17 protein-coding genes and 1 tRNA gene are annotated in these 18592 nt (G+C 74.2%); 6 read left to right on the top strand and 12 right to left on the bottom strand.

Annotation, left to right across the window (positions count from 1 at the left end; translation table 11 throughout):
* Positions 1 to 7: 7 nt before the first annotated feature.
* Complete coding sequence (locus ABT106_RS15770) at positions 8 to 925, bottom strand: LysR family transcriptional regulator ArgP (protein WP_351277158.1); 918 nt, start codon at positions 923 to 925, stop codon at positions 8 to 10.
* Between the two features lie 69 nt (positions 926 to 994).
* Between ABT106_RS15770 and ABT106_RS15765 the strand changes: the two genes are divergently transcribed.
* The 3 genes from ABT106_RS15765 (at position 995) to ABT106_RS15755 (ending at position 4668) form a co-directional block, all read left to right on the top strand.
* On the top strand, positions 995 to 1624 hold the full coding sequence (locus ABT106_RS15765) for a LysE/ArgO family amino acid transporter (protein ID WP_351277108.1): 630 nt from the start codon (positions 995 to 997) through the stop codon (positions 1622 to 1624).
* Between the two features lie 131 nt (positions 1625 to 1755).
* The gene (locus ABT106_RS15760) at positions 1756 to 2838 is read left to right on the top strand and encodes an NUDIX hydrolase (RefSeq protein ID WP_351277106.1); all 1083 of its coding nucleotides are present in this window, start codon (positions 1756 to 1758) and stop codon (positions 2836 to 2838) included.
* A 168-nt stretch (positions 2839 to 3006) separates the two neighbouring features.
* A complete protein-coding gene (locus ABT106_RS15755) occupies positions 3007 to 4668 on the top strand; it encodes a D-alanyl-D-alanine carboxypeptidase/D-alanyl-D-alanine-endopeptidase (RefSeq protein WP_351277104.1) in 1662 nt (553 codons plus the stop codon).
* Between the two features lie 119 nt (positions 4669 to 4787).
* Here ABT106_RS15755 and ABT106_RS15750 read toward each other — a convergent pair whose 3' ends face one another.
* From ABT106_RS15750 to ABT106_RS15730, 5 genes are all read right to left on the bottom strand, one after another.
* Positions 4788 to 6512 carry an acyl-CoA dehydrogenase family protein gene (locus ABT106_RS15750; protein ID WP_351277101.1) on the bottom strand — a complete coding sequence of 575 codons (1725 nt, stop codon included), beginning with the start codon at positions 6510 to 6512 and terminating at the stop codon, positions 4788 to 4790.
* Positions 6513 to 6618: 106 nt separating this feature from the next.
* Positions 6619 to 7173, bottom strand: coding sequence for a PadR family transcriptional regulator (locus ABT106_RS15745; RefSeq protein ID WP_351277099.1), 555 nt, complete (start codon positions 7171 to 7173; stop codon positions 6619 to 6621).
* Positions 7174 to 7309: 136 nt separating this feature from the next.
* Complete coding sequence (locus ABT106_RS15740; protein WP_351277097.1) at positions 7310 to 8452, bottom strand: MAB_1171c family putative transporter; 1143 nt, start codon at positions 8450 to 8452, stop codon at positions 7310 to 7312.
* Between the two features lie 284 nt (positions 8453 to 8736).
* Positions 8737 to 9939 (bottom strand): erythromycin esterase family protein, encoded by a 1203-nt coding sequence (locus ABT106_RS15735; RefSeq protein ID WP_351277095.1) that lies wholly within the window; start codon positions 9937 to 9939, stop codon positions 8737 to 8739.
* Between the two features lie 85 nt (positions 9940 to 10024).
* Entirely contained in the window at positions 10025 to 10834 is an 810-nt protein-coding gene (locus tag ABT106_RS15730; RefSeq protein WP_351277092.1) for a TioE family transcriptional regulator, read from the bottom strand.
* 211 nt (positions 10835 to 11045) lie between these two features.
* Here ABT106_RS15730 and ABT106_RS15725 point away from each other — a divergent pair, with 211 nt between their 5' ends.
* Positions 11046 to 12290, top strand: coding sequence for a serine hydrolase domain-containing protein (locus ABT106_RS15725; RefSeq protein ID WP_351277089.1), 1245 nt, complete (start codon positions 11046 to 11048; stop codon positions 12288 to 12290).
* A 146-nt stretch (positions 12291 to 12436) separates the two neighbouring features.
* Here the strand turns inward: ABT106_RS15725 and ABT106_RS15720 are convergent.
* Positions 12437 to 12510, bottom strand: a tRNA-Pro gene (locus ABT106_RS15720).
* 148 nt (positions 12511 to 12658) lie between these two features.
* Between ABT106_RS15720 and ABT106_RS15715 the strand changes: the two genes are divergently transcribed.
* The gene (locus ABT106_RS15715) at positions 12659 to 13357 is read left to right on the top strand and encodes a thiamine pyrophosphate-binding protein (protein ID WP_351277086.1); all 699 of its coding nucleotides are present in this window, start codon (positions 12659 to 12661) and stop codon (positions 13355 to 13357) included.
* A gap of 8 nt (positions 13358 to 13365) precedes the next feature.
* The gene (locus tag ABT106_RS15710; RefSeq protein ID WP_351277083.1) at positions 13366 to 14280 is read left to right on the top strand and encodes a transketolase family protein; all 915 of its coding nucleotides are present in this window, start codon (positions 13366 to 13368) and stop codon (positions 14278 to 14280) included.
* Positions 14281 to 14349: 69 nt separating this feature from the next.
* On the opposite strand, the gene ABT106_RS15705 is transcribed toward ABT106_RS15710, so the two are convergent.
* From ABT106_RS15705 to ABT106_RS15685, 5 genes are all read right to left on the bottom strand, one after another.
* Complete coding sequence (locus ABT106_RS15705) at positions 14350 to 14712, bottom strand: MmcQ/YjbR family DNA-binding protein (RefSeq protein WP_351277080.1); 363 nt, start codon at positions 14710 to 14712, stop codon at positions 14350 to 14352.
* A gap of 155 nt (positions 14713 to 14867) precedes the next feature.
* Positions 14868 to 15413 carry a GAF domain-containing protein gene (locus tag ABT106_RS15700; RefSeq protein WP_351277077.1) on the bottom strand — a complete coding sequence of 182 codons (546 nt, stop codon included), beginning with the start codon at positions 15411 to 15413 and terminating at the stop codon, positions 14868 to 14870.
* 70 nt (positions 15414 to 15483) lie between these two features.
* A complete protein-coding gene (locus ABT106_RS15695) occupies positions 15484 to 15828 on the bottom strand; it encodes a DUF742 domain-containing protein (protein ID WP_351277075.1) in 345 nt (114 codons plus the stop codon).
* A 134-nt stretch (positions 15829 to 15962) separates the two neighbouring features.
* On the bottom strand, positions 15963 to 16397 hold the full coding sequence (locus ABT106_RS15690; RefSeq protein ID WP_351277073.1) for a roadblock/LC7 domain-containing protein: 435 nt from the start codon (positions 16395 to 16397) through the stop codon (positions 15963 to 15965).
* A 35-nt stretch (positions 16398 to 16432) separates the two neighbouring features.
* Positions 16433 to 18340 (bottom strand): ATP-binding protein, encoded by a 1908-nt coding sequence (locus tag ABT106_RS15685; RefSeq protein ID WP_351277071.1) that lies wholly within the window; start codon positions 18338 to 18340, stop codon positions 16433 to 16435.
* Positions 18341 to 18592 lie beyond the last annotated feature (252 nt).

Raw genomic sequence — 18592 nt, 5'->3', positions numbered from 1 at the left:
CCGCAGCTTAGGTCCTGTCCGGCGAAGGCCGGCGCAGCGCCTCCCCGGCCGCCTCCGCGATGACCTCGGCCACCATCGACAGGACCGGCGAGTCCAGCTTCCACTGCTGCCAGTACAGCGGCAGGTCCATCGGCCGCCGCGGTGCCAGCAGCACCAGCTGCCCCGTCCGTACCAGCGGCCGCGCCTGCGTCTCCGGCACCAGCCCCCAGCCCAGCCCGGCGACCACGGCGTCGCGGAACCCCTCCGACGTCGGCATGTAGTGCCGCACCGGCCCCGCCCCGGCCGCCGCGTCCCCGGTGAGCGACCGGACGAACGCGTCCTGGAGGTCGTCCCGCCGGTCGAAGGCGATGCTCGGCGCCTCCCGGAGGTCCCGCTCCAGCGTCCCCGTCAGGTACCGGGCCGCGAACCCCGGACTCGCCGCCGGCAGGTACCTCGCCTGCCCCAGCCTCCGCACGGTGCATCCCGCCACCGGGTCCGGCGAGGAGGTCACCGCCGCCATCACCTGCCCCTCCCGCAGCAGAGCCGTCGTGTGCGACTCGTCCTCGCGGTACAGCTCGAAGCAGACCGGCGGATCCTGCGGCACCCGGGCCAGCGCGGGCAGGAACCAGATGGCGAGGGAGTCCGCGTTCACCGCGATCGGCAGCCTGACCGGGCCCGCCCCGTCGGACATGCCCAGCTCGGCCCGCGCGTCCCGTTCCAGCCGGGACAGCTGCCGCGCGAAGCGGACGACCACCTCCCCGGACTCCGTCGCCCGCACCGGCTTCGTCCGCATCAGCAGGACCCGGCCCGTCCGCTGCTCCAGCGCCTTGACCCGCTGGCTCACCGCCGAGGGCGTCACGTGCAGGGCGGCCGCCGCCGCGTCGAAGGTGCCCTCGTCGACCACCGCCAGCAGCGTCCGGACCTGGTCCAGGGGAAGTTCTTCCATCACGAACGCTAAGGGTACGTAAAAATCTTTAGCTGTACTGAAATGTATGCGCTGTTTACGGTCGGTGTCATGACACACGGCATCATCACGGCGGCCCTCGCCGGCTTCGGCACCGGCCTCTCGCTCATCATGGCCATCGGCGCGCAGAACGCGTTCGTCCTCCGCCAGGGGGCCCGCCGCCACGCCGTCCTCCCGGTCGTCGCCATCTGCGCGGTCTCCGACGCCCTGCTGATCACCCTCGGTGTCGCCGGTGTCGGCGCCTTCGTGACGGCCTGGCCCGCCGCCCTGACCGTCGTCGGCCTGGCGGGCGGGACGTTCCTCATCGGGTACGGGGTCCTCGCCGCCCGCCGCGTCCTGTATCCCGCCCCGGGCGCCGCCCTCACCGCCGACGGGGCCGCGCCCGCTCCCGGCTCGGCGCGCCGCGCCGTCCTGACCTGCCTGGCCATGACCTGGCTCAACCCGCACGTCTACCTGGACACCGTGCTGCTCGTCGGATCCCTCGCGGCCGACCGGGGCGACCTGCGCTGGGTGTTCGGCATCGGGGCCGCCGTGTCCAGCCTGGCCTGGTTCGGCGCCCTGGGCTACGGCGCCCGCCTCCTCAGCGGTCTGCTCTCCCGTCCCGCGGCCTGGCGGGTCCTCGACGGCTTCGTCGCGGTGACCATGGTCACCATGGGCGGACTCCTGCTGGCCCGCGCCTGACCGGGCCGCCGGGCCCGGCGGTGTACGGGGCCGCGCCGCCGACGGCCGGCGGGGCGTGTCAGCGCCGGCGACCGGACCGCGTACCGGGCATAGTGCTGGCCTGTCCGCCGCCGACCACTCCGGGGAGTCCCGTGACCGCCGAACCCGACCGCCCCTCCCCCGACGCGGTGCGCGCGGACCGCGCCGCCCGGCCGTCCCCGCTCGTGACCGCCGCCGCCGTCGTGCTGGACGTGCGCGGCCGGGTCCTCGTCCCGGCCGGCGCGGACCCGTCGCAGGGCGGCCCGGAGCTGCCCGGCGGCCCGGTCGGGGAGCACGAGACCCCCGAGGAGGGCCTGGCCCGGCTGCTGGCGCAGGACCCGGGCCTGCGCGCGCCGGTCGGCCGGCTGCTGGCCGTCGACTCCCGGCCCGCCGGCCCGCACGGCCGCTCCCTCGTCGTCCACGTCCACCTCGTCGGCCCGCTCGCGCCCGAGGCGGCCGCGGCGCTCCCGGCCCCGGCCGACGGCACCGTCGGCCCCCGGTGGCTGCCGCCGGACGAGGCGTACGGGGTCCTCACCGGCCGCGGCGCGTCCCGGCTGCGCGCCGCGCTGGCGGCGCTGTACACGGGCTCGTTCGCCCACCTCGCCGACGGCGTTCCGCAGCCGGGCTCCCCGGCCGGACTGGACCCGGACCGCCGTGCGGCCCTGGAACACTCCGGAGCGCTCGACTCCGCCAGCCACCGGGCCAACCGCCCCAAGTCCCTCACCGCGGCGAGCGTCCTGTTCACCGGGCCGGACGGCGGCGTCCTGCTCGTACGGCCCGCGTACGGCAGGCCCGGCCGCCACCAGTTGCCGGGCGGCGGGGTCGACAGCGACCTCGGCGAGACCCCGCGCGCCGCGGCCCGCCGGGAGGTCCTGGAGGAACTCGGCCTGGACATCGCCCCCGGCCGGCTCCTCGCCGTGAACTGGTCGCACAAGCCGGGGCGTCCGGCCCGGATCCGGTTCCTCTACGACGGCGGGGTCCTCGGCTCCCCCGCCCTGGCCCGCGTCCGGGTGCCCCCCGCCGAACTCGACGGGTGGCGCACGGCGGCCCCGGCGGAGCTGCGCTCCCTGGTCGCGCCCTCGCTGCGCCGTCAGATCAAGGCCGGCCTGTCCGCGCGCGAGAGCGGCTCCGGCCCCCTCGAACTGCACGCGGGCCGCCCCGCCCGGAACGCGGAGGAGGCAGCCCGGGACCGCTGAGCACGCGGGCCCGCAGGGACGCATGCGGGCGATGTGCGCGCCGCATTCGGACGTGTCACGCTGGTCCGGACGAGTGGAGGGGCCGGATCGGGGCCGCCCACGGCAGCCGCCGAGCGCCGGGTTACGACCGGGCGGCACACCGGGACCGCCGACAGAACGGGGCGTGCTGTGGTGCGAGGAAAGCGTTCCGTCCCGGCCCGCTCCGGGACCGCCCGTACCCCGTCCCTCGGACGCCGCTCGGCCGGCGCGCTCTGCGCCCTGCTGCTCGTGGCACTGGCTCCCGGCACGGCCGTCGCCGCGACGCCGTCACCGTCCGACGAGGCCGGGGCCGGAGGGCTCGACCCGCGGATCACGGAGATCATGCGGAAGCCGGAGTACCGCAACGCCCAGTGGGGCCTGCTCCAGAGCGACCCGGCGAACGGCCGGGTGACGCACAGCCGGTTCCCCGATCAGTTCTTCATCCCGGGCTCGACGGCCAAGCTGTTCAGCGTCTCCGGGCCGTGGGACACGCTCGGCGGCGGCCACCGCTTCGAGACTCCCGTCTACGCGGTGGGCCGGCGCAGCGGGAGCACCCTGACCGGCGACCTCGCCCTCGTCGCGCAGGGCGACCTCACCATGGGCGGGCGCACCCGCCCGGACGGCACGGTCGCCTTCACCGACCTGGACCACACGTACGCCAACGACTTCCCCGGCGCCACGCTGACACCGCAGAACCCGCTGGCCGGAATCGACCTGCTCGCGCGGCAGGTGAGACGGTCGGGGATCACCCGCGTCGAAGGCGACGTGATCGTGGACGACCGCCTCTTCCAGCCCGAGCCGGTCCTCGACCCCACTCCGACGCCGCTGATCATCAACGACAACCTCATCGACCTGCTGACGACCCCCGGCGACCGCGCAGGAGCACCGGTGCGCCTCGACTGGCGGCCGAAGGCCGCCCCGTACCGCGTCACCTCCACGGTGAAGACCGTGGAGGCGGGGAAGCCGACCGCCATCGCGGTGACGGCGTCGGCCGACGGCACCCGGATCGGCCTGTCCGGGACGATCGCGGCGGGCTCCGCCCCGCTGCTGCGGGTGTCCCCGATCGCCGACCCGGCGGCCTTCGGCCGCACCGCCCTGATCGAGGCCCTCGAACGGGCCGGGGTCGAGGTCACCGCGGAGCCGGCGGGCCCCAACCCGGCCGCGGGGCTGCCGGCTTCTTACGGGAAGGACGACCGCGTGGCCGTGTACACCTCCCCGCCGTACGCCGACTACGCCGAGCTGATCCTCAAGGTCAGCCACAACCTCGGGGCCAACCTCGGCATCTGCCTGATGGCGGTCGAGGCGGGCAGCCGGCAGTGCATGGACGGCTTCCCCGTGCTGGCCCGGTTCCTGGACCGCGCGGGCGTCGACCGCGAGCAGGTGGAACTCCTGGACGGCCGGGGCGGCAACCCCGTGGACCGGGCGACACCGCGGGCCGAGGTGCAGATGCTGACGTACTGGACGCGCACGCCCGAGGCGCGGCGCTTCCGGGAGGCGCTGCCGGTCCTCGGCGTCGACGGCCTGCTGGCCGGCAACTGCCGCGACTGCCCGGCGCGCGGAAAGGTGTTCGCCAAGACCGGCGCCGCCGTCGGGCTGGACGCGCTCAACGACCGGCTCGGCGCGGGAGCCATCACGATCGCGGGCTATCTGGACCGGGGTGACGGCCGCTTCGACACCTTCTACGTCGGCGTCAACGGCGCCTCCACCCCGACGGCCGACCCCGCGGGCGTCCTGGCCATCGCCAACGACCTGGCCATGATCTCCGCCTACCTCCAGGAGTCGGCCGTACGGGGCACGGACCGGGGAGAGTAGCGCCCGGCGGCGCCGCACGCCCCGCGCCGCACGCCCCGCGCCGCACGCCCCGCGGCGCACGGACGGCTCCGGGAGCCGTCCGTGCGCGTGGTGGTGCGGGTGGCGGGATCCGTCCGGCCTCAGGGGGCCATCTCGTACGTCCCGGCCAGCGCCTGCACGCGGTCCCAGACGCGGGCGGAGCGGTCGGCGTCGACGACCGGGCGGCGGACCGCGCCGAGCGCCCAGGTCTGCTGCTCCGCGGTGGCCGAGTCCTTGCCGTGGAGCTCGACGGCGTGCGCGGAGAAGTCCCGTACGAGGACGGCGAACAGCTCGTCCAGCACGTCCTCGTCCAGACCGGTCAGGGCGGCCTGCTCCAGGATCAGCTGGCCGTGGACGACGAGCGCGAACAGCTGGCCCACGGCCAGAAGGAGGTCGAGGTCGCGGCTCTGCTCCTCGTCCGGGGCGGCCGTGGTGACGAACGCGCACAGGGCGTCGGCCTGCTCGCGGAAGCGGCCGACGTTGGGGAGGGCGGCGTACGCGTCGAAGGCCGGGCGCCAGTCGTGGAAGCGTACGGAGCCGAGGCCGCGGGCCGGGCCCTGGCGGAAGAGGAAGCCGTCGTCGGCCGCGTCGAGGCGGGTGGGCACCGGGGCGTAGTCCGCCGGGTCCAGGAGGTGGTTGCGCAGGAACTTCAGGATGAGGGCGAGGTTGACGTGGACCGTGCCCTCCAGCTTGGGCAGCCCGCGGATCTCGACGGCCGCCTGGGCGAAGTAGGTGTCCTTCTCGAAGCCCTTGGCCGCGATGACGTCCCAGAGCAGGTCGATGACCTTCTCGCCCTCCGTGGTCACCTTCATCTTGGTCATCGGGTTGAACAGCAGGTAGCGGCGGTCGTCGGGTCCCGCGGAGCGGAAGTAGTCGACGGCGCGGTCGCTGAACAGCTTCATCCCGACGAGGCGGACGTAGGCGTCGGCCAGTTCCCGGCGCACGTGCGGGAAGGCGGTGACGGGGCGGCCGTAGAGGACGCGGCCGTGGGCGTGGGTGACGGCCTCGTACATCGCGTGCTCGCAGATGCCGATCGAGGCGGTGCAGAGGTTGAACTTGCCGACGTTGACGGTGTTCAGGGCGGCGTCGAAGGCGGCGCGGCCGGTGTGCAGGACGTCGTCGGGACCGACCGGGTAGTCCGTGAGGCGGAACTCGCTCACGTACTTGGAGGAGTCGACGACGTTCTTCACGAGGCCGTACGCCGGGTGGCGGCTGTCGGCGGCGAAGAAGACGTAACCGTCGGGACCCTCGACGTCGGTGCGGCGGCCGAAGACGGAGACCAGGCCGGCGGCGTTGCCGTTGCCGATGTAGTACTTGGAGCCGCTCGCGCGGAAGCCGCCGTCGTCGTCGGGCTCCAGCAGCATGTCCGTGGAGTAGATGTCGGCGCCGTGGGTCTTCTCCGACAGACCGAAGGCGAACACCTCGCCCTGTGCCAGGAGTTCGGCGGCGCGCTCGCGGGCGGCCGCGTTGTCGCTCTGCCAGACCGGGCCGAGGCCGAGGATGGTGACCTGCCACGCGTACCAGTAGTCGAGGCCGTAGAAGCCGAAGATCTCGTTGAGGGCGGCGATCCGCGCGGTGTCCCAGCGCTGGTCCGTCTCCCCCTCGGCGGCGGCCGCCGCCGGGGTCAGGAACGTGGCGAAGAGCCCCTCCTTCGCCGAGAACGCGAGGAAGTCGGCCAGCCAGGCGCGGGAGCGGTAGTCCTCGATCAGCCTGCGCTTGCCGCGGCCCTCGAACCAGTCGACGGTGGCGCGCAGCAGCCTGCGGGTCTCGGGGTCGAAGTGGGCGGGGTCGTAGGTGCGCGGGTTGAACAGCAGGGCGTCGGTCATGGCGTTCGCCTTTCGGGGTCGAGGGCCGGGAGGGGGCCGGGCCGGGGGCCGGCGGGGGGCGCCGGCGGGGGGACTGCGGGGGAGAGGGGAACGGCGGGGTGCCGGGTCAGCGCCCGGCGAGCCGGTGGAGCGTGTCGAGTACGTCCTGGAGCCAGGCGAGCGTCATCCGCTCGTAGGCGATGCCGCCGCGGAGCACGACGTGCTGGAGCTCCTGACCGGCGTCGGGCCGTGCGGGAGCGTCCGGGCCCGTGAAGTCGCGCAGCTCCCCCGCGAGGTAGTGCGTGAGCCGGTCGGCGTGTGCCCGGTGGTGCCGTTCGACCTCGTGGATCAGCGCGGCCGGGTCGTCGAAGGCCGCGCCGCGGATCTTCACCGCCAGCTCGTGCCGGACGCTGTCGGGCTGGATCGGCTCGTGGAGCCAGGCGGCGAGGACGGCCCGGCCCGTCTCGGTGACGGAGTGCTCCCTCTTGTCCGGCCTCGCCTGCTGCGCCACCTCGCGGACGTCGACCCAGCCGTCTGCCTCCATGCGCTTGAGCACGCGGTAGATCTGCTGGTGGGTCGCGGTCCAGAAGTAGCCGATGGACCGGTCGAAGCGCCGGGCCAGCTCGTAACCGGAGCCCGGCCGCTCCAGCAGGGAGACGAGGATCGCGTGCTCAATCGCCATGCCCCGATCCTTCTATGCAACTCGGTGCATAGACAAGCACAGCCGCCCCGGTGAGACGCGGCTCACCCGGTGCGGAGGCGGAGCCCCGGGGCGGAGCGGGCGCGCGGGGCGGGGGCCGCGAACCGGCCGGGAGCGCTCAGCCCGTTCTGTGGAACGTACGGTAGGCGGCCGCCACTTTGGTGAGCCAGGCGACTTCCGCGCTGAAGTTGTCCGTATCGCGGTCGTCGAACGCGCCGACGTCCTTGTTGTCGTGCGGGACGGTGCCGGTGCGCTTGGCGAGCAGGGCCCGTTTGATCTGGGCGGCTTCCGTGAACGCCTGCCGCGACTCCTCGCTCGTCCCGGCGCCGCCGTCGACCGTGCGGTCGATGTACGGGCGCAGGTCCCGCCAGCCGTCCCGTATCTCCACGGTCCGCCGGTGGAGCCGGTAATCGAGGTCGGAGAACGAAGCACCCGGCGGTTCCAGGGCGATGTCCGGGCAGGACTCGTACAGGTCCCGCCACAGCGGGTAGAGCGCCCGGTAGGACCGGTAGGTGCGGAACCACTCCAGGACCCTCGCGGCGGAGGGGGCCCAGGACGGCATGGCCAGGCTCAGCGAGAGGGTGACGATCCCCAGGGCGTTGAGGACGGAGGCGACGGCCTCCTTCGCCGCCCCGATCTCGACCCCGGCGGCGATGGTGAGCACGTTGACCGTCCGGACCAGGCCGTACAGGAGCAGGATCGCCGCCGCGAGGGACAGCACGCGCAGGGCCCGCCGCAGCGGCGCGTTGTCGGTCATCCGGATGCAGGGGCCGCACTGGCGGAACATCGTGACGCAGGGGATCGCCTGGGAGGCCATGAAGGCCAGGAGGTACGCCAGGAGCAGCGGATCGCCGCTGCCGTCGAAGTCCAGCGGGGCACGGACGGGGCCGCCGGCGAGGAAGAACAGGGCCGTCAGGAGCACGTCGAGGGCGATGCCGGTGGCCACCCAGAACCGCGTCTTGCGCGCCGCCTCCTCACCGACGGCCGCCCACCTCAGCAGGATGACCTGCGCGCTGACGCAGAAGGCGACCGCCGACAGGTGCATGAGGAGGATGGCGAGGTTCCCGACGCAGAGGAGGCTCGCGCTCTCCATCGCGACGGCGCCCATCGTGAAGGTGAGGCACTGGAACAGCAGGGTCGTGATCAGCGTGCGGTAGCCGACGTCGTTCCAGCCGCGCCGTCCCTGCCACAGCCGGTAGGCGAGTGCGGCGTACGACGCGAGCGCCGCGATGACGAAGCAGAAGGTTCTGGTGGTGTTCACGTCCTGGTTTCCTACGGGTACGGCACAAGCGGCGAACGGTACGGCGGGAGTGGCGGCCGTAATGGCTCTGGCGGAACCGAGCAGGAGATCGAGGACGGGGACGGGGACGGGGACGGGGACGGGGACGGGGACGGGGACGGGGACGGGGACGGGGACGGGATCATCATGGAAGCATGACCGACGGCGTTTCCCGACGCGGAGTCGGCATGTGCCCGGGCCGCCTCGCCCGGGCACCGCGCCGCGTACGGCCCGCCCCCTTCAGGCACCGGGGGCGAGCGCCACGGTCACACCGCGCCTCCGAGCAGGGGCCGCCGGAGCCCGTCCCGTGCCTGCGCCTGCGCCTGCCTGACGACGGCAGCGCCGTCGCTGATGTGCAGGACCGCGTCGGCCGTGTCGAGCGTCGGGCGGTCGAGGGGGAAGTAGCCCTGCCGGGGATGGGTGTCGGTCCGCGTACGGGCGGGGGCGGCCTCGATCACCGTGGTCAGGCCCCAGGTGTCGGTACGGCTCTGGAGGGAGCCCTCGTACGTGTCGGGCTCGGGGTCCTGGAGTCCGAGGGCCCCGCTGCGGCCCAGGCTGCCGGCGACGAAGGTGTACTGGTCGCCCAGCAGGGATCCCACGATGGTGCCGGCTCCGGACCAGGTGACGTCCATGTCCCCCTGGCTCCAGGCGCTCCGGTGGCGCTGGAGGTGGAGATTGTGGGCGAAGACCAGGGTCGGGCCCCGCCGCGCCTCGGTGCTGCGGATGTCGAGCAGGTTCTCGGCCATGAGCGCGTCCCGGACGCCGAGCAGGCGGGAGAGCCGTGTGCCGGCGTCGAGGCGCTCCGCCGCCTGGCGGTGGTAGCGCAGCAGGCCGAGGCCGGCGTAGAGGTGCGTCTTGGCTCGGAGCCACTCGGCGAGCGGGGTGGCCTCGGCCGGTCGCGGTGCGCGTGCGTGGAGCAGGGTGACCATGTCCTCGGCGATCCTGAGCAGGCTGTCGGCCTCCGCTGTGGCGCCGATCGACGCCTCGGGGTCCATGACCGCCTCCGTTCGGCTCCAGCGCTCGTCGTCGCCGAGCAGGTGCCGGAGGTCGAGGTCGAGGCGCAGGTAGTCGCGGACGTGCTCGAGATGGCGCCGTGGGCTGGGCGCGCTGGCGTTCTCCGTCGGGGTGTCGAACCCGTGGAAGGCCAGCCGCTCCCCCGGCGGTCGGTTCGCGTTGCGGTCGCGCATCCAGCTGATCAGCCGCCGGTTGTGCTCCAGCTCGCCGAAGTCGTGGGAGAAGCCCTCGCGCATCACCGCGTCGAGGCTTCCGGTCGCGCCCTGCACGAACTCGTTCACACGGAGCGCGGCCACCCGGTCGGTTTCGAGGGCGACCGACCGGAAGCCGCGGTCGGCCAGTTGAGCGAGCAGTTCGTTGCGGACCCACCCGAAGGCGTGTTCCTGGTGCGTCGGCTCGCCGAGTGCCAGTACGCCACATGAGGCCGTGACGAGGCCGTGAATGTCCTGTCTCATGTGTCTCAATTGAATCATTGAGAGGACGGTTGAGACTTGGGAGAGCCAGGTCCCCTGACTGCACCGCCCATGAGGTCCGCGAGTCTCAAACCGGTGAACAGCCGGTGGCCATCCCTCCCAATGCGAGGACCCCTGGTCCGGGCGCGGCGGGGACGGGGCCGGGTCCGGGGCCGGGTCCGGGGTCCGGGGGGAGGAAGGCCATGTACCGGGCGCAGAGCCCGGCGGCGTTCAGCATCGCGAGCCCCCGGGCCGTCAGCCGGTGCCGCCAGTCGTCGAGGGCGCCGGACAGCGCCTCTGTGCCGCCGGCGGTACGGATCTGCCGGACGACGGTGGCGATGTGGGCCAGCGGATACCCGCCGCGCCGCAGGAGGTGGGCGAGTTCGGCGTCGCGGACGTCGTCGGCGCCGAACGTGCGGTGGGCGGTGACCGGGGTGCGGGCGGGGTCGAGGATGCCCGCCTCTTCCCAGTTGCGGAGGGTCGCCGCGGTGACGCGCAGGCGCCGGGCGAGTTCTCCGATGCTGAGCGCTCGGGCGCCCGCGGGCCCGTCAGCGGTGGTGCCCGGGCCGGCCGCCAGGTTCTCCAGGGCCCGCCCGACGACGTCCAGCGTCTCCCGGTCGCGCAGCAGCTGGGCGTGGCCGCGGTCGACGGCCGTCAGCGCGGCGTCCACCTCGCCCGCGTGGAGCGCCGTCATGATCTGCCCGCTCAGGGCGTGGCCGTGGGCCGGAACGAGGGCCAGGTAGGCGCGCAGGGCCGCCGCGTGCGCGGCGGTGTACGTCCGGTAGCCGGCCGGGGTGCGTGCGGCGGGCGGAATCCACCCGGCCTGTTCGTAGTTGCGGACCGCCTGCGTCGAGATGCCGTGCTCGCGGGCGAGGTCTACCGGGCGCAGGTGATCCATGGCTTGAGACTTTAGCGAACGACACCCGGCACGGTCCGGGGCAAGCCTCAACGTCTCGCGGCCATCCGCTGGAGCCATGACGCGGCGGCGCCCCGCCGCAGGGTACGCGCCGCCCGGCCCGGCGCGACCGGGAGGCCCACCTCGCGACCGGGGTGGTGCGGACCTAGGCTGGTCCCGTTGCCCGCGTCCCCGGACGACCGGAGGCCATGCCGTGAAACCAGCCCCCATCCGACTGCGCCGGGCCTGCGCCGCCGCGGCAGCGGCAGGCGTGCTCGTGGCCCCGGCGATCGGGGGATCCGCGTACGGGGCGTCGCCCCAGGCGCTGTCCGCCCCCGCGGCGGCGACCCCCGCTCCGTCCACCACACCGGCCGCCGACACCGACTTCGCGCGTCTGACGCCGGCCGTCGCGGCGCGACTGGACGCGGCCGTGCGCCGCGTCATGCGCGAGACGGGGGTCCCGGGCGTGACCGTGGGGCTGTGGGCCCCCGGCAAGGGGAGCTACGTCAAGTCCTTCGGCGTGGCGGACAAGGCGAGCGGTACGCCCATGACGACCGGACTGCACGTGCGGATCGGGAGCGAGACCAAGACGTTCACGGTCACGGCCCTGCTCCAGCTGGTCGACCGGGGAAAGGTGCGGCTGGACGACCCCGTCTCCAGGTACGTGGCGGGAGTTCCGAACGGGGACCGCATCACCCTGCGCCAACTGGCGGGCATGCGCAGCGGACTCTTCAACTACAGCATGGACGAGGGCTTCATCAAGAAGTTCGAAGCCGATCCGGAACAGACCTTCCTGCCGCGGCAGTTGCTCGACTATTCCTTCAAGCATCCCGCGCTCTTCCCGCCCGGCACGGAGTTCGACTACTCCAACACCAACCTGATCCTGCTCGGCCTGGTGGTGGAGAGGGTCACGGGCCGGCCGCTCCACGAGGTCGTGAAGCAGGACGTGCTGGAAGAGGCCGGGCTCCGCGAGACGGTCTTCCCCACGGGCCCCGAGCTGCCCGCTCCGTACGCACAGGGCTACACGAACCAGACGGCCTCCGGTGCGATCGAGGACGCGACCCACTGGAACCCCTCCTGGGGCTGGGCGGCCGGAGCGATGATCTCCGACCTCCAGGACCTGCGCAGCTGGGCCCGTACGCTCGCCACCGGCACGCTGCTGACGCCGGCGACCCAGGCCGAACGCCTGAAGACCACCCCGATGGACATCCCGGGCGCGGGCTACGGGCTGGGCATCTTCGACGTCCAGGGCTGGATCGGCCACAACGGCTCGCTCCCCGGGTACGAGGTGCTGCCCGTCTACCTCCCGGAGGCGGGGGCCACCATGGTCATCCTCCTCAACACCGACATCCAGCACGAGGGCCAGGAGCCCAGCACCCTCGTCGGGGAGGCGGTCACCGGCATCGTCAGCCCCGGCCACGTGTACCCGGGTCACAAGCCGCTGCCACCGCCGAAGTGACGAGTCCCGCCCGCGATGGGGGGAGCCTTCTCCGCGGCCCGCCGGCTCCCCGCGTAGCCCCCACCCGAGCGGACGCACACCCCGGAAACGGTCAGGGGCCGTATCGGATCTCTCCGATACGGCCCCTGAACTGCGACTCTCTCGAGTCGGGACGACAGGATTTGAACCTGCGACCCCTTGACCCCCAGTCAAGTGCGCTACCAAGCTGCGCCACGTCCCGATGCCCGTTGACCTGGGGTTTCCCCGTGGTTGAACGCGCAGGAGAACAATACCGCACTTCACGTGGTGGCCGCGCGCACCTTTCGGTTTCCCGGTCCGGGGAAACGGGGCCTTGACCTCAAGCTGACTTGAGGTTGCACGATCAGTGCATGACACAGGCAACCGCGGACCCAGGGCTCCGCCACGAAGATCTGGGCCGGCTGATCGCGCTCATGACGGGGGCCGAGAAGCACGGCCCCGCCGCCACCTCCACTCTTGACGTGCTGTGGGTGCTCTACGACCGCGTGCTGCGGGTGACCCCCGGGACCGCCGCGGACGCCGGGCGGGACAGGTTCCTGCTGTCCAAGGGGCACGGGCCCATGGCGTACTACGCCGTACTCGCCGCGAAGGGGTTCTTCCCCGTCGACTGGCTCAGCGGCTTCGGCTCCTACGACTCCCCCCTCGGTCACCACCCGGACCGCACGCTCGTCCCGGGCGTGGAGATCGGCAGCGGCTCGCTCGGACACGGCCTGCCCCTCGCCGTGGGCAGCGCGCTCGGTCTGCGCGCGCAGGGGCTCGGCGAACCGGCGGTGTGGGTGCTGATCGGGGACGCGGAGCTGGACGAGGGCAGCAACCACGAGGCGCTCGCCTACGCCGGCTCGGCCGGGCTGGAGCGGCTGCACACCGTGGTGATCGACAACGACTCCGCCACGCACGGCTGGCCCGGCGGCATCGCCTCCCGCTTCGAGGCGTCCGGCTGGTCCGCGGTGACGGTGGACGGGCGGGACCACGCGGCCCTGGCGGCCGCCTTCACCGCACCGCACCCCGGACGGCCGCACGTCGTGGTCGCCCGCGTCGAGAAGAAGTAGGGACAGCCATGGACACCATGCGGGAACGGTTCATCTCGGTCACGTCGCGCCTCCTCGACGAGGACCCGCGGCTGGCGGTCGTGCTGGCCGAGATCTCGATGGACGGGTTCCGGCCCGCCCAGCGCCGCCATCCGGACCGGGTCGTCAACGTCGGCATCCGGGAACAGCTCCTGGTCGGCGTCGGCGGCGGGCTGGCCCTGACCGGGCTGCGCCCCGTCATGCACACCTTCGCCAGCTTCCTCGTGGAGCGGCCGTTCGAACAGCTCAAGCTGGACTTCGGCCATCAGGACACGGGCGGCGTCCTGGTCAGCGCGAGCGCGAGCTACGACTGGCCGGCCGGCGGGTTCACCCACATGGCACCGGGCGACGTCGCCCTCCTGGACACCCTGGACGGCTGGACCGTCCACGTCCCGGGCCACCCCGACGAGGCCGAGGCACTGCTGCGCCGGGCGTACGCCGCCGGGGACGACAAGGTGTACGTACGCCTCTCCGAGCAGTCGAACGCGGCGCCCCACCCGGTGGACGGCCCGCGCCTGCGGACCGTACGGGAGGGCCGCGCGGGCGTGGTGGTCGCCGTGGGTCCGCTGCTCGACAACGTGCTGGCCGCCACCGAGGGGCTCGACCTGACGGTGCTGTACGCGGCCACGGTGCGGCCCTTCGACGACGCGGCGCTGCGGGAGGCCGTCGGGCGGTCCGCGCCCGCCGTGGTACTCGTCGAGCCCTACCTCGCCGGCACTTCGGCGGCCGCCGCGGGCGGCGCCCTGGCGCACGTGCCGCACCGGGTGCTGGGGCTGGGCGTCGGCCGGGCCGAACTGCGGCGCTACGGCACGGTGCGGGAGCACACCGCCGCACACGGGCTGGACCCGTACGCCCTGCGGGAGCGGATCACCGCGTTCCTGCTGCCCGCCGGGGCGACGGGCTAGCCGGTGCCCCGCGTACGGGGGGTGTGGCGTGCGCGCGCGGGCCCGGCGGCCCCGGGATCGCCCCGGGCGTCAGCCGGCGCCCCCGCCCAGTTCGGGATGGGCCGCCGCCAGCCGTTTCGGGGCGGCCTGGAGCCAGGAGTCCGTCAGGATCGCGCGCAGCTCGGTCTCGTCCCCCACGGCCGCGAGACGCACCCGGAGCCACGCGTAGTTGTCGTCGTGGCCCTCGCGGATGAAGAACTTCTCCGGCTCCGCCGCGATCAGTTCGGCCCGGTCCTCCTTGGGGCACTTGACCCCGATCGAGGTGTCGTCGTCCGCCAGCGCGGCGAAGATCTTCCCGCGCACCCGGAAGGTGGGCATGCCCCAGGCCAGCTTCTCGGTGCTCTCCGGGAGCGACAGTGCGAGCGTACGGACGTGCTGGGCGGTCGTGGCCATCCCCGCGGCTCCTCTCCAGACGCAGATCCGGTTCCGGGCGTCCCGTGCCGGGCCCCGTGCCGGATTCCGGCGGCGGACGCCGGAGTCCGGCATCGGGTGGAACCCGGTACGCCGACCGTAGACCCCGCCTCTGACAATCGCCCGCGGCGCGCGCCTCAGCCCGGCCGGTCCTCCCGCTCGTGCACCAGCGCGACGAGTTCGGCCGCCAGTTCCTTGACGGTGGCCAGCCCCTGGGTCCCCCACCGCCGCGGCACCGCGTCCACCGCGCACACCGTGCCGAGCACGATCCCGCGCCGGTCGGTCAGCGGCGCGCCGAGGTAGGTGCGCACCCCGCTCTCGTCGACGACCGCGTTGCCCGCGAAGCGCGCGAAGTCCCGTACGTCCTCCAGGACCAGCGCCCGGCGGCGCACCACCACGTGCGGGCAGTAGCCCTGATCGCGGGCCAGGACGCGCGCCGGATAGCCGCTCTGCGGGGCGTCGGGCGCGTGGTGCAGCCCGGCGAAGAACTGCCGTTCCTCGCCGACGAAGTTGACCCCCGCACGGGGCACGGCCAGTACCTCCGCGACGCGCCGGGCGAAGGCGTCCAGCTCGGCGTCGGTCCGCTCCCCCAGCCCCAGTTCGCGCAGCCGGACGGCGCGGGCCGGCGCCTCCCGGTCCACCGGCGTGAGCAGCAGGTGTCCGGTCGATTCGTAGGACGTCATGGCGGTTCCCCCGACTCCGAAGACGATGATCTGGCTGTGGACGGGTGCTGTTCGGGCGGGCACGCCGGGGTCACAGCCGGTTGCGCAGCCCGTCGAGCACCGCCAGCAGAAGGGACTGGTCGTCGGCGGCGAGCGGGCCGGCGCGGGCCGGGAAGCGCGGGGCGCGGGCCTCCAGGGCCCCGTGTTCCATGAGGTCGGACAGCAGTACCTTCACGACGCCCACCGGCAGCCGCAGCACTCCGGCCACCTCGGCGACCGTGACCGCGGTGGCGCCCGCGCACAGCCGCAGCGCGAGGGTGTGTTCCGGCCCGAGCGGAACGCGCGGGCGTACGCCGGTCGCGGTGACCAGCGACAGCAGGTCGAGCGCGGCGGCGGACCGGGTCCGCCCGCCGCTGGCGGTGTACGGGCGCGTCACCCGGCCCGCCGAATCGTCGAGCAGGGGCGAGTCCCACCCGCTCCCGGCGCCGCTCCCGGCAGCCCCGCCGCCGCCTGCGCCTGTTCCTCCGCCGTACGGGCGTTGCGGCACGCACGCCCCCGGGGTGCGGGTCCTCACGGACCCGGGTCGGCGGCGGGCCGCCGGGGCGGGACCGCCAGGTACGGACGTACGCTCTTGACCAGCATCGCCATCTCGTACCCGAGCACCCCGGCGTCGGCCTCCCGGTCGGCGAGGACCGCGAGGCAGGTTCCGGAGCCGGCCGCCGACACGAACACGAGCGCGGTGTCCAGCTCGACCACCACCTGCCGGACCTCCGCGCCGTCCCCGAAGCGGGAACCGGCGCTGCGGCCCAGCGAGTACAGCCCGGACGCGAGCGCGGCCAAGTGGTCGGCGCTGTCGGCGTCGAGGCCGTATACGCAGCCCACGAGCCCGTCGGCGGTGAGCAGTACGGCGCTGCGCGTGTACGGCACGCGCTGGACCAGGCCGCTGAGCAGCCAGTCCAGGTCCGAGAGCCGGCCGCCGGTCTTCGTCGCCACTTCGCCTCCCATGGGGGTGCGCTCCTTGCTGGGATCAGGGGTCGGGATCATGCCGGGTGCTCCGACTGGGCCAGTCCGAAGCCCCGTTGGAAGGCGGCCATCAGGCCGGGGTCGTGCAGGGGCCGTTCGGTGTCGTCGTCCCGGCGCGGGGCGGGGGCCTCGCGCAACTGCGGGACGAGGTGTTCCTGGGCGCGGCGCCGGGGCAGCGAGGGCCGGTCGCCGCCGTCGCGGGCGGCGGGCACGGTCCGCTCGGCGGGCGCGTACGGGGGCTCGGGAAGCGGTACGGGCACGAGGTCCCCCGGCTCCCCGGTCCACCCGTAAGGGGCCTGGGCCGCGACCCCGGCGAGGGGCTCGTCCCGGAGCTCGTCCCGCGGTCCCGGATCCGCCGTGCCGGGGAGCCCCGACGCGGCATCCCCAGCCGGTTCGGTCCCCCACACGGGCGCGGCACCCCAGGCCGGTTCCGCCTCCCAGGCGGGCGCGGCACCCCAGGCCGGTTCCGCTCCCCGGGCCGGTTCCGCACCCCAGGCCGGTTCCGCTCCCCGGGCCGGTTCCGCACCCCAGGCCGGTTCCGCACCCCAGGCCGGTTCCGCCTGCCCCGCGGGCGCGGCACCCCAGGCCGGTTCCGCCCGCCCCGCGTCCGGGGACCCCTGGCGCGGCGGCCCCACCCGTACCGGCTCCAGGGGCGGCGTCCCGCTCTCCTCGCCGGTCCCCCAGGAGGCCGGCCGGGAGCCGCCCGCCGCGTCGGCGGCGCCCGGCGCCTCCGCGCCCAGCAGCTCCCGCGGCAGCACCAGGACGGCGAGCACACCGCCGTAGATGTTGGACTTGAGCTCGACGGCGATCCCGTGCCGCCGGGCCAGGGCCGCGACGACGAACAGGCCGATCCGCCCGTCGGCGAGCAGGTTCCGGACGCTGATCCGGTCGGGGTCGCCGAGCAGGGCGTTCATCCGGTGCTGCTCCGCGGGCGGCATGCCGAGGCCCCGGTCCTCCACCTCGACCGCGATCCCGGCGGTGACCCGCTCGGCCCGCAGCACCACATCGGTGTCGGGGGCGGAGAACACGGTGGCGTTCTCGACCAGTTCGGCCAGCAGGTGCACCACGTCCGCGACGGCGTGGCCGCGAACGCTGCCGCCGGCCGGGGGCACCACCTTGACCCGGGTGTACTGCTCGACCTCCGCGACCGAGGAGCGGAGCACCTCGCTCAGGTCGACGGGCCGGGTCCACTGGCGGCGCGAGGCCGCGCCGCCGAGCACGGCCAGGTTCTCGGCGTGGCGGCGGATGCGGGTGGCGAGGTGGTCGACGTGGAAGAGATCCTTGAGCAGGTCCGGGTCCTCGACCGTGTCCTCCAGGTCGTCCAGCAGCGAGATCTCCCGGTGGACGAGCGACTGCAGCCGGCGGGCGAGGTTGACGAAGACCTCCACCTTCCGCTCGCTGTCGGAGGGAGCGACCGGGACCGCCAGCCGCACGACGGTCGAGTACGCCTGCTCGCGGGCGACCCTCAGCTCCTGGGAGAGCAGCCAGAACTCGTCCACGCCCGCCGGATCGCCGCCCGGCGGCGGTCCGGCCGGGCCGCCGCGCACCGGGCGCGCCGGGGCCTCCCCGCGCTCCAGCCGGTCGGCGGCGGCCCGCAGTTCCTGCCGCCCGCGCACGCTGGAGCGGCGCAGCGCCTCGCACCGGTCCCGGACCGCCTTGGCGGAGCGCTGGGCTCCGAGGAGGGCCGCCGCGAGGGCGCCGACGAAGAGCAGGGCGCAGCCGGTCAGTACGGGCCACAGCCGGGCGTCCCGCGCGCCCGCTCCCCCGCCGAGCTGGAGGGTGAAGATCACCGCGGCGGCGCCGCTGAGCCCGGCGGCGAGGACGGGCAGCAGGGCGGCACGGACCAGCTGGGGCCTTATCTGCCGGCCCGGACCGGTGACGGCGTGTCTCGACGGGGAGTGGCGGGCGGCGCGAAGTCCGGACATCTGTGTCCTCGGTACGTGGGGCCCGGCCCCCAGCGTTCCCGGGGCCGGCGTTGATCACCGGTTACCCACGCTAGACCGCACCCTCCCGCCCCGGGCGGCGAGTTGGGGAAGTTGGCCGGGGTGCTTCCCGCTCCCGGTGGAGCGCTCGCACAACCGCCCGAATCCGCCGGGGCCCCCGACAACGTCACCGAGCCGCCGCTCACGCCGAACACCGGAGGCGTCAAGGTCGGCGAGGACCTCGGCCGCCGGCGG

It is taken from the genome of Streptomyces sp. NPDC002044 (assembly GCF_040296725.1).
Lineage (GTDB): Bacteria > Actinomycetota > Actinomycetes > Streptomycetales > Streptomycetaceae > Streptomyces > Streptomyces antarcticus.
The sequence above is the reverse complement of the archived record's forward strand: the minus strand, read 5'-3'. Positions and strand labels throughout refer to the sequence as shown.

Bases quoted from the DNA above. Each gene is read 5' to 3' on its own strand.
- ABT106_RS15765 (WP_351277108.1), top strand. From the start codon at position 995: ATGACACACGGCATCATCACGGCGGCCCTCGCCGGCTTCGGCACCGGC.
- ABT106_RS15700 (WP_351277077.1), bottom strand. From the start codon at position 15,413: ATGACGTCCTACGAATCGACCGGACACCTGCTGCTCACGCCGGTGGAC.
- ABT106_RS15685 (WP_351277071.1), bottom strand. From the start codon at position 18,340: ATGTCCGGACTTCGCGCCGCCCGCCACTCCCCGTCGAGACACGCCGTC.
- ABT106_RS15730 (WP_351277092.1), bottom strand. From the start codon at position 10,834: ATGGATCACCTGCGCCCGGTAGACCTCGCCCGCGAGCACGGCATCTCG.
- ABT106_RS15770 (WP_351277158.1), bottom strand. From the start codon at position 925: ATGGAAGAACTTCCCCTGGACCAGGTCCGGACGCTGCTGGCGGTGGTC.
- ABT106_RS15705 (WP_351277080.1), bottom strand. From the start codon at position 14,712: ATGGCCACGACCGCCCAGCACGTCCGTACGCTCGCACTGTCGCTCCCG.
- ABT106_RS15750 (WP_351277101.1), bottom strand. From the start codon at position 6,512: ATGACCGACGCCCTGCTGTTCAACCCGCGCACCTACGACCCCGCCCAC.
- ABT106_RS15715 (WP_351277086.1), top strand. From the start codon at position 12,659: ATGACACAGGCAACCGCGGACCCAGGGCTCCGCCACGAAGATCTGGGC.
- ABT106_RS15690 (WP_351277073.1), bottom strand. From the start codon at position 16,397: ATGGGAGGCGAAGTGGCGACGAAGACCGGCGGCCGGCTCTCGGACCTG.
- ABT106_RS15745 (WP_351277099.1), bottom strand. From the start codon at position 7,173: ATGGCGATTGAGCACGCGATCCTCGTCTCCCTGCTGGAGCGGCCGGGC.
- ABT106_RS15710 (WP_351277083.1), top strand. From the start codon at position 13,366: ATGGACACCATGCGGGAACGGTTCATCTCGGTCACGTCGCGCCTCCTC.
- ABT106_RS15735 (WP_351277095.1), bottom strand. From the start codon at position 9,939: ATGAGACAGGACATTCACGGCCTCGTCACGGCCTCATGTGGCGTACTG.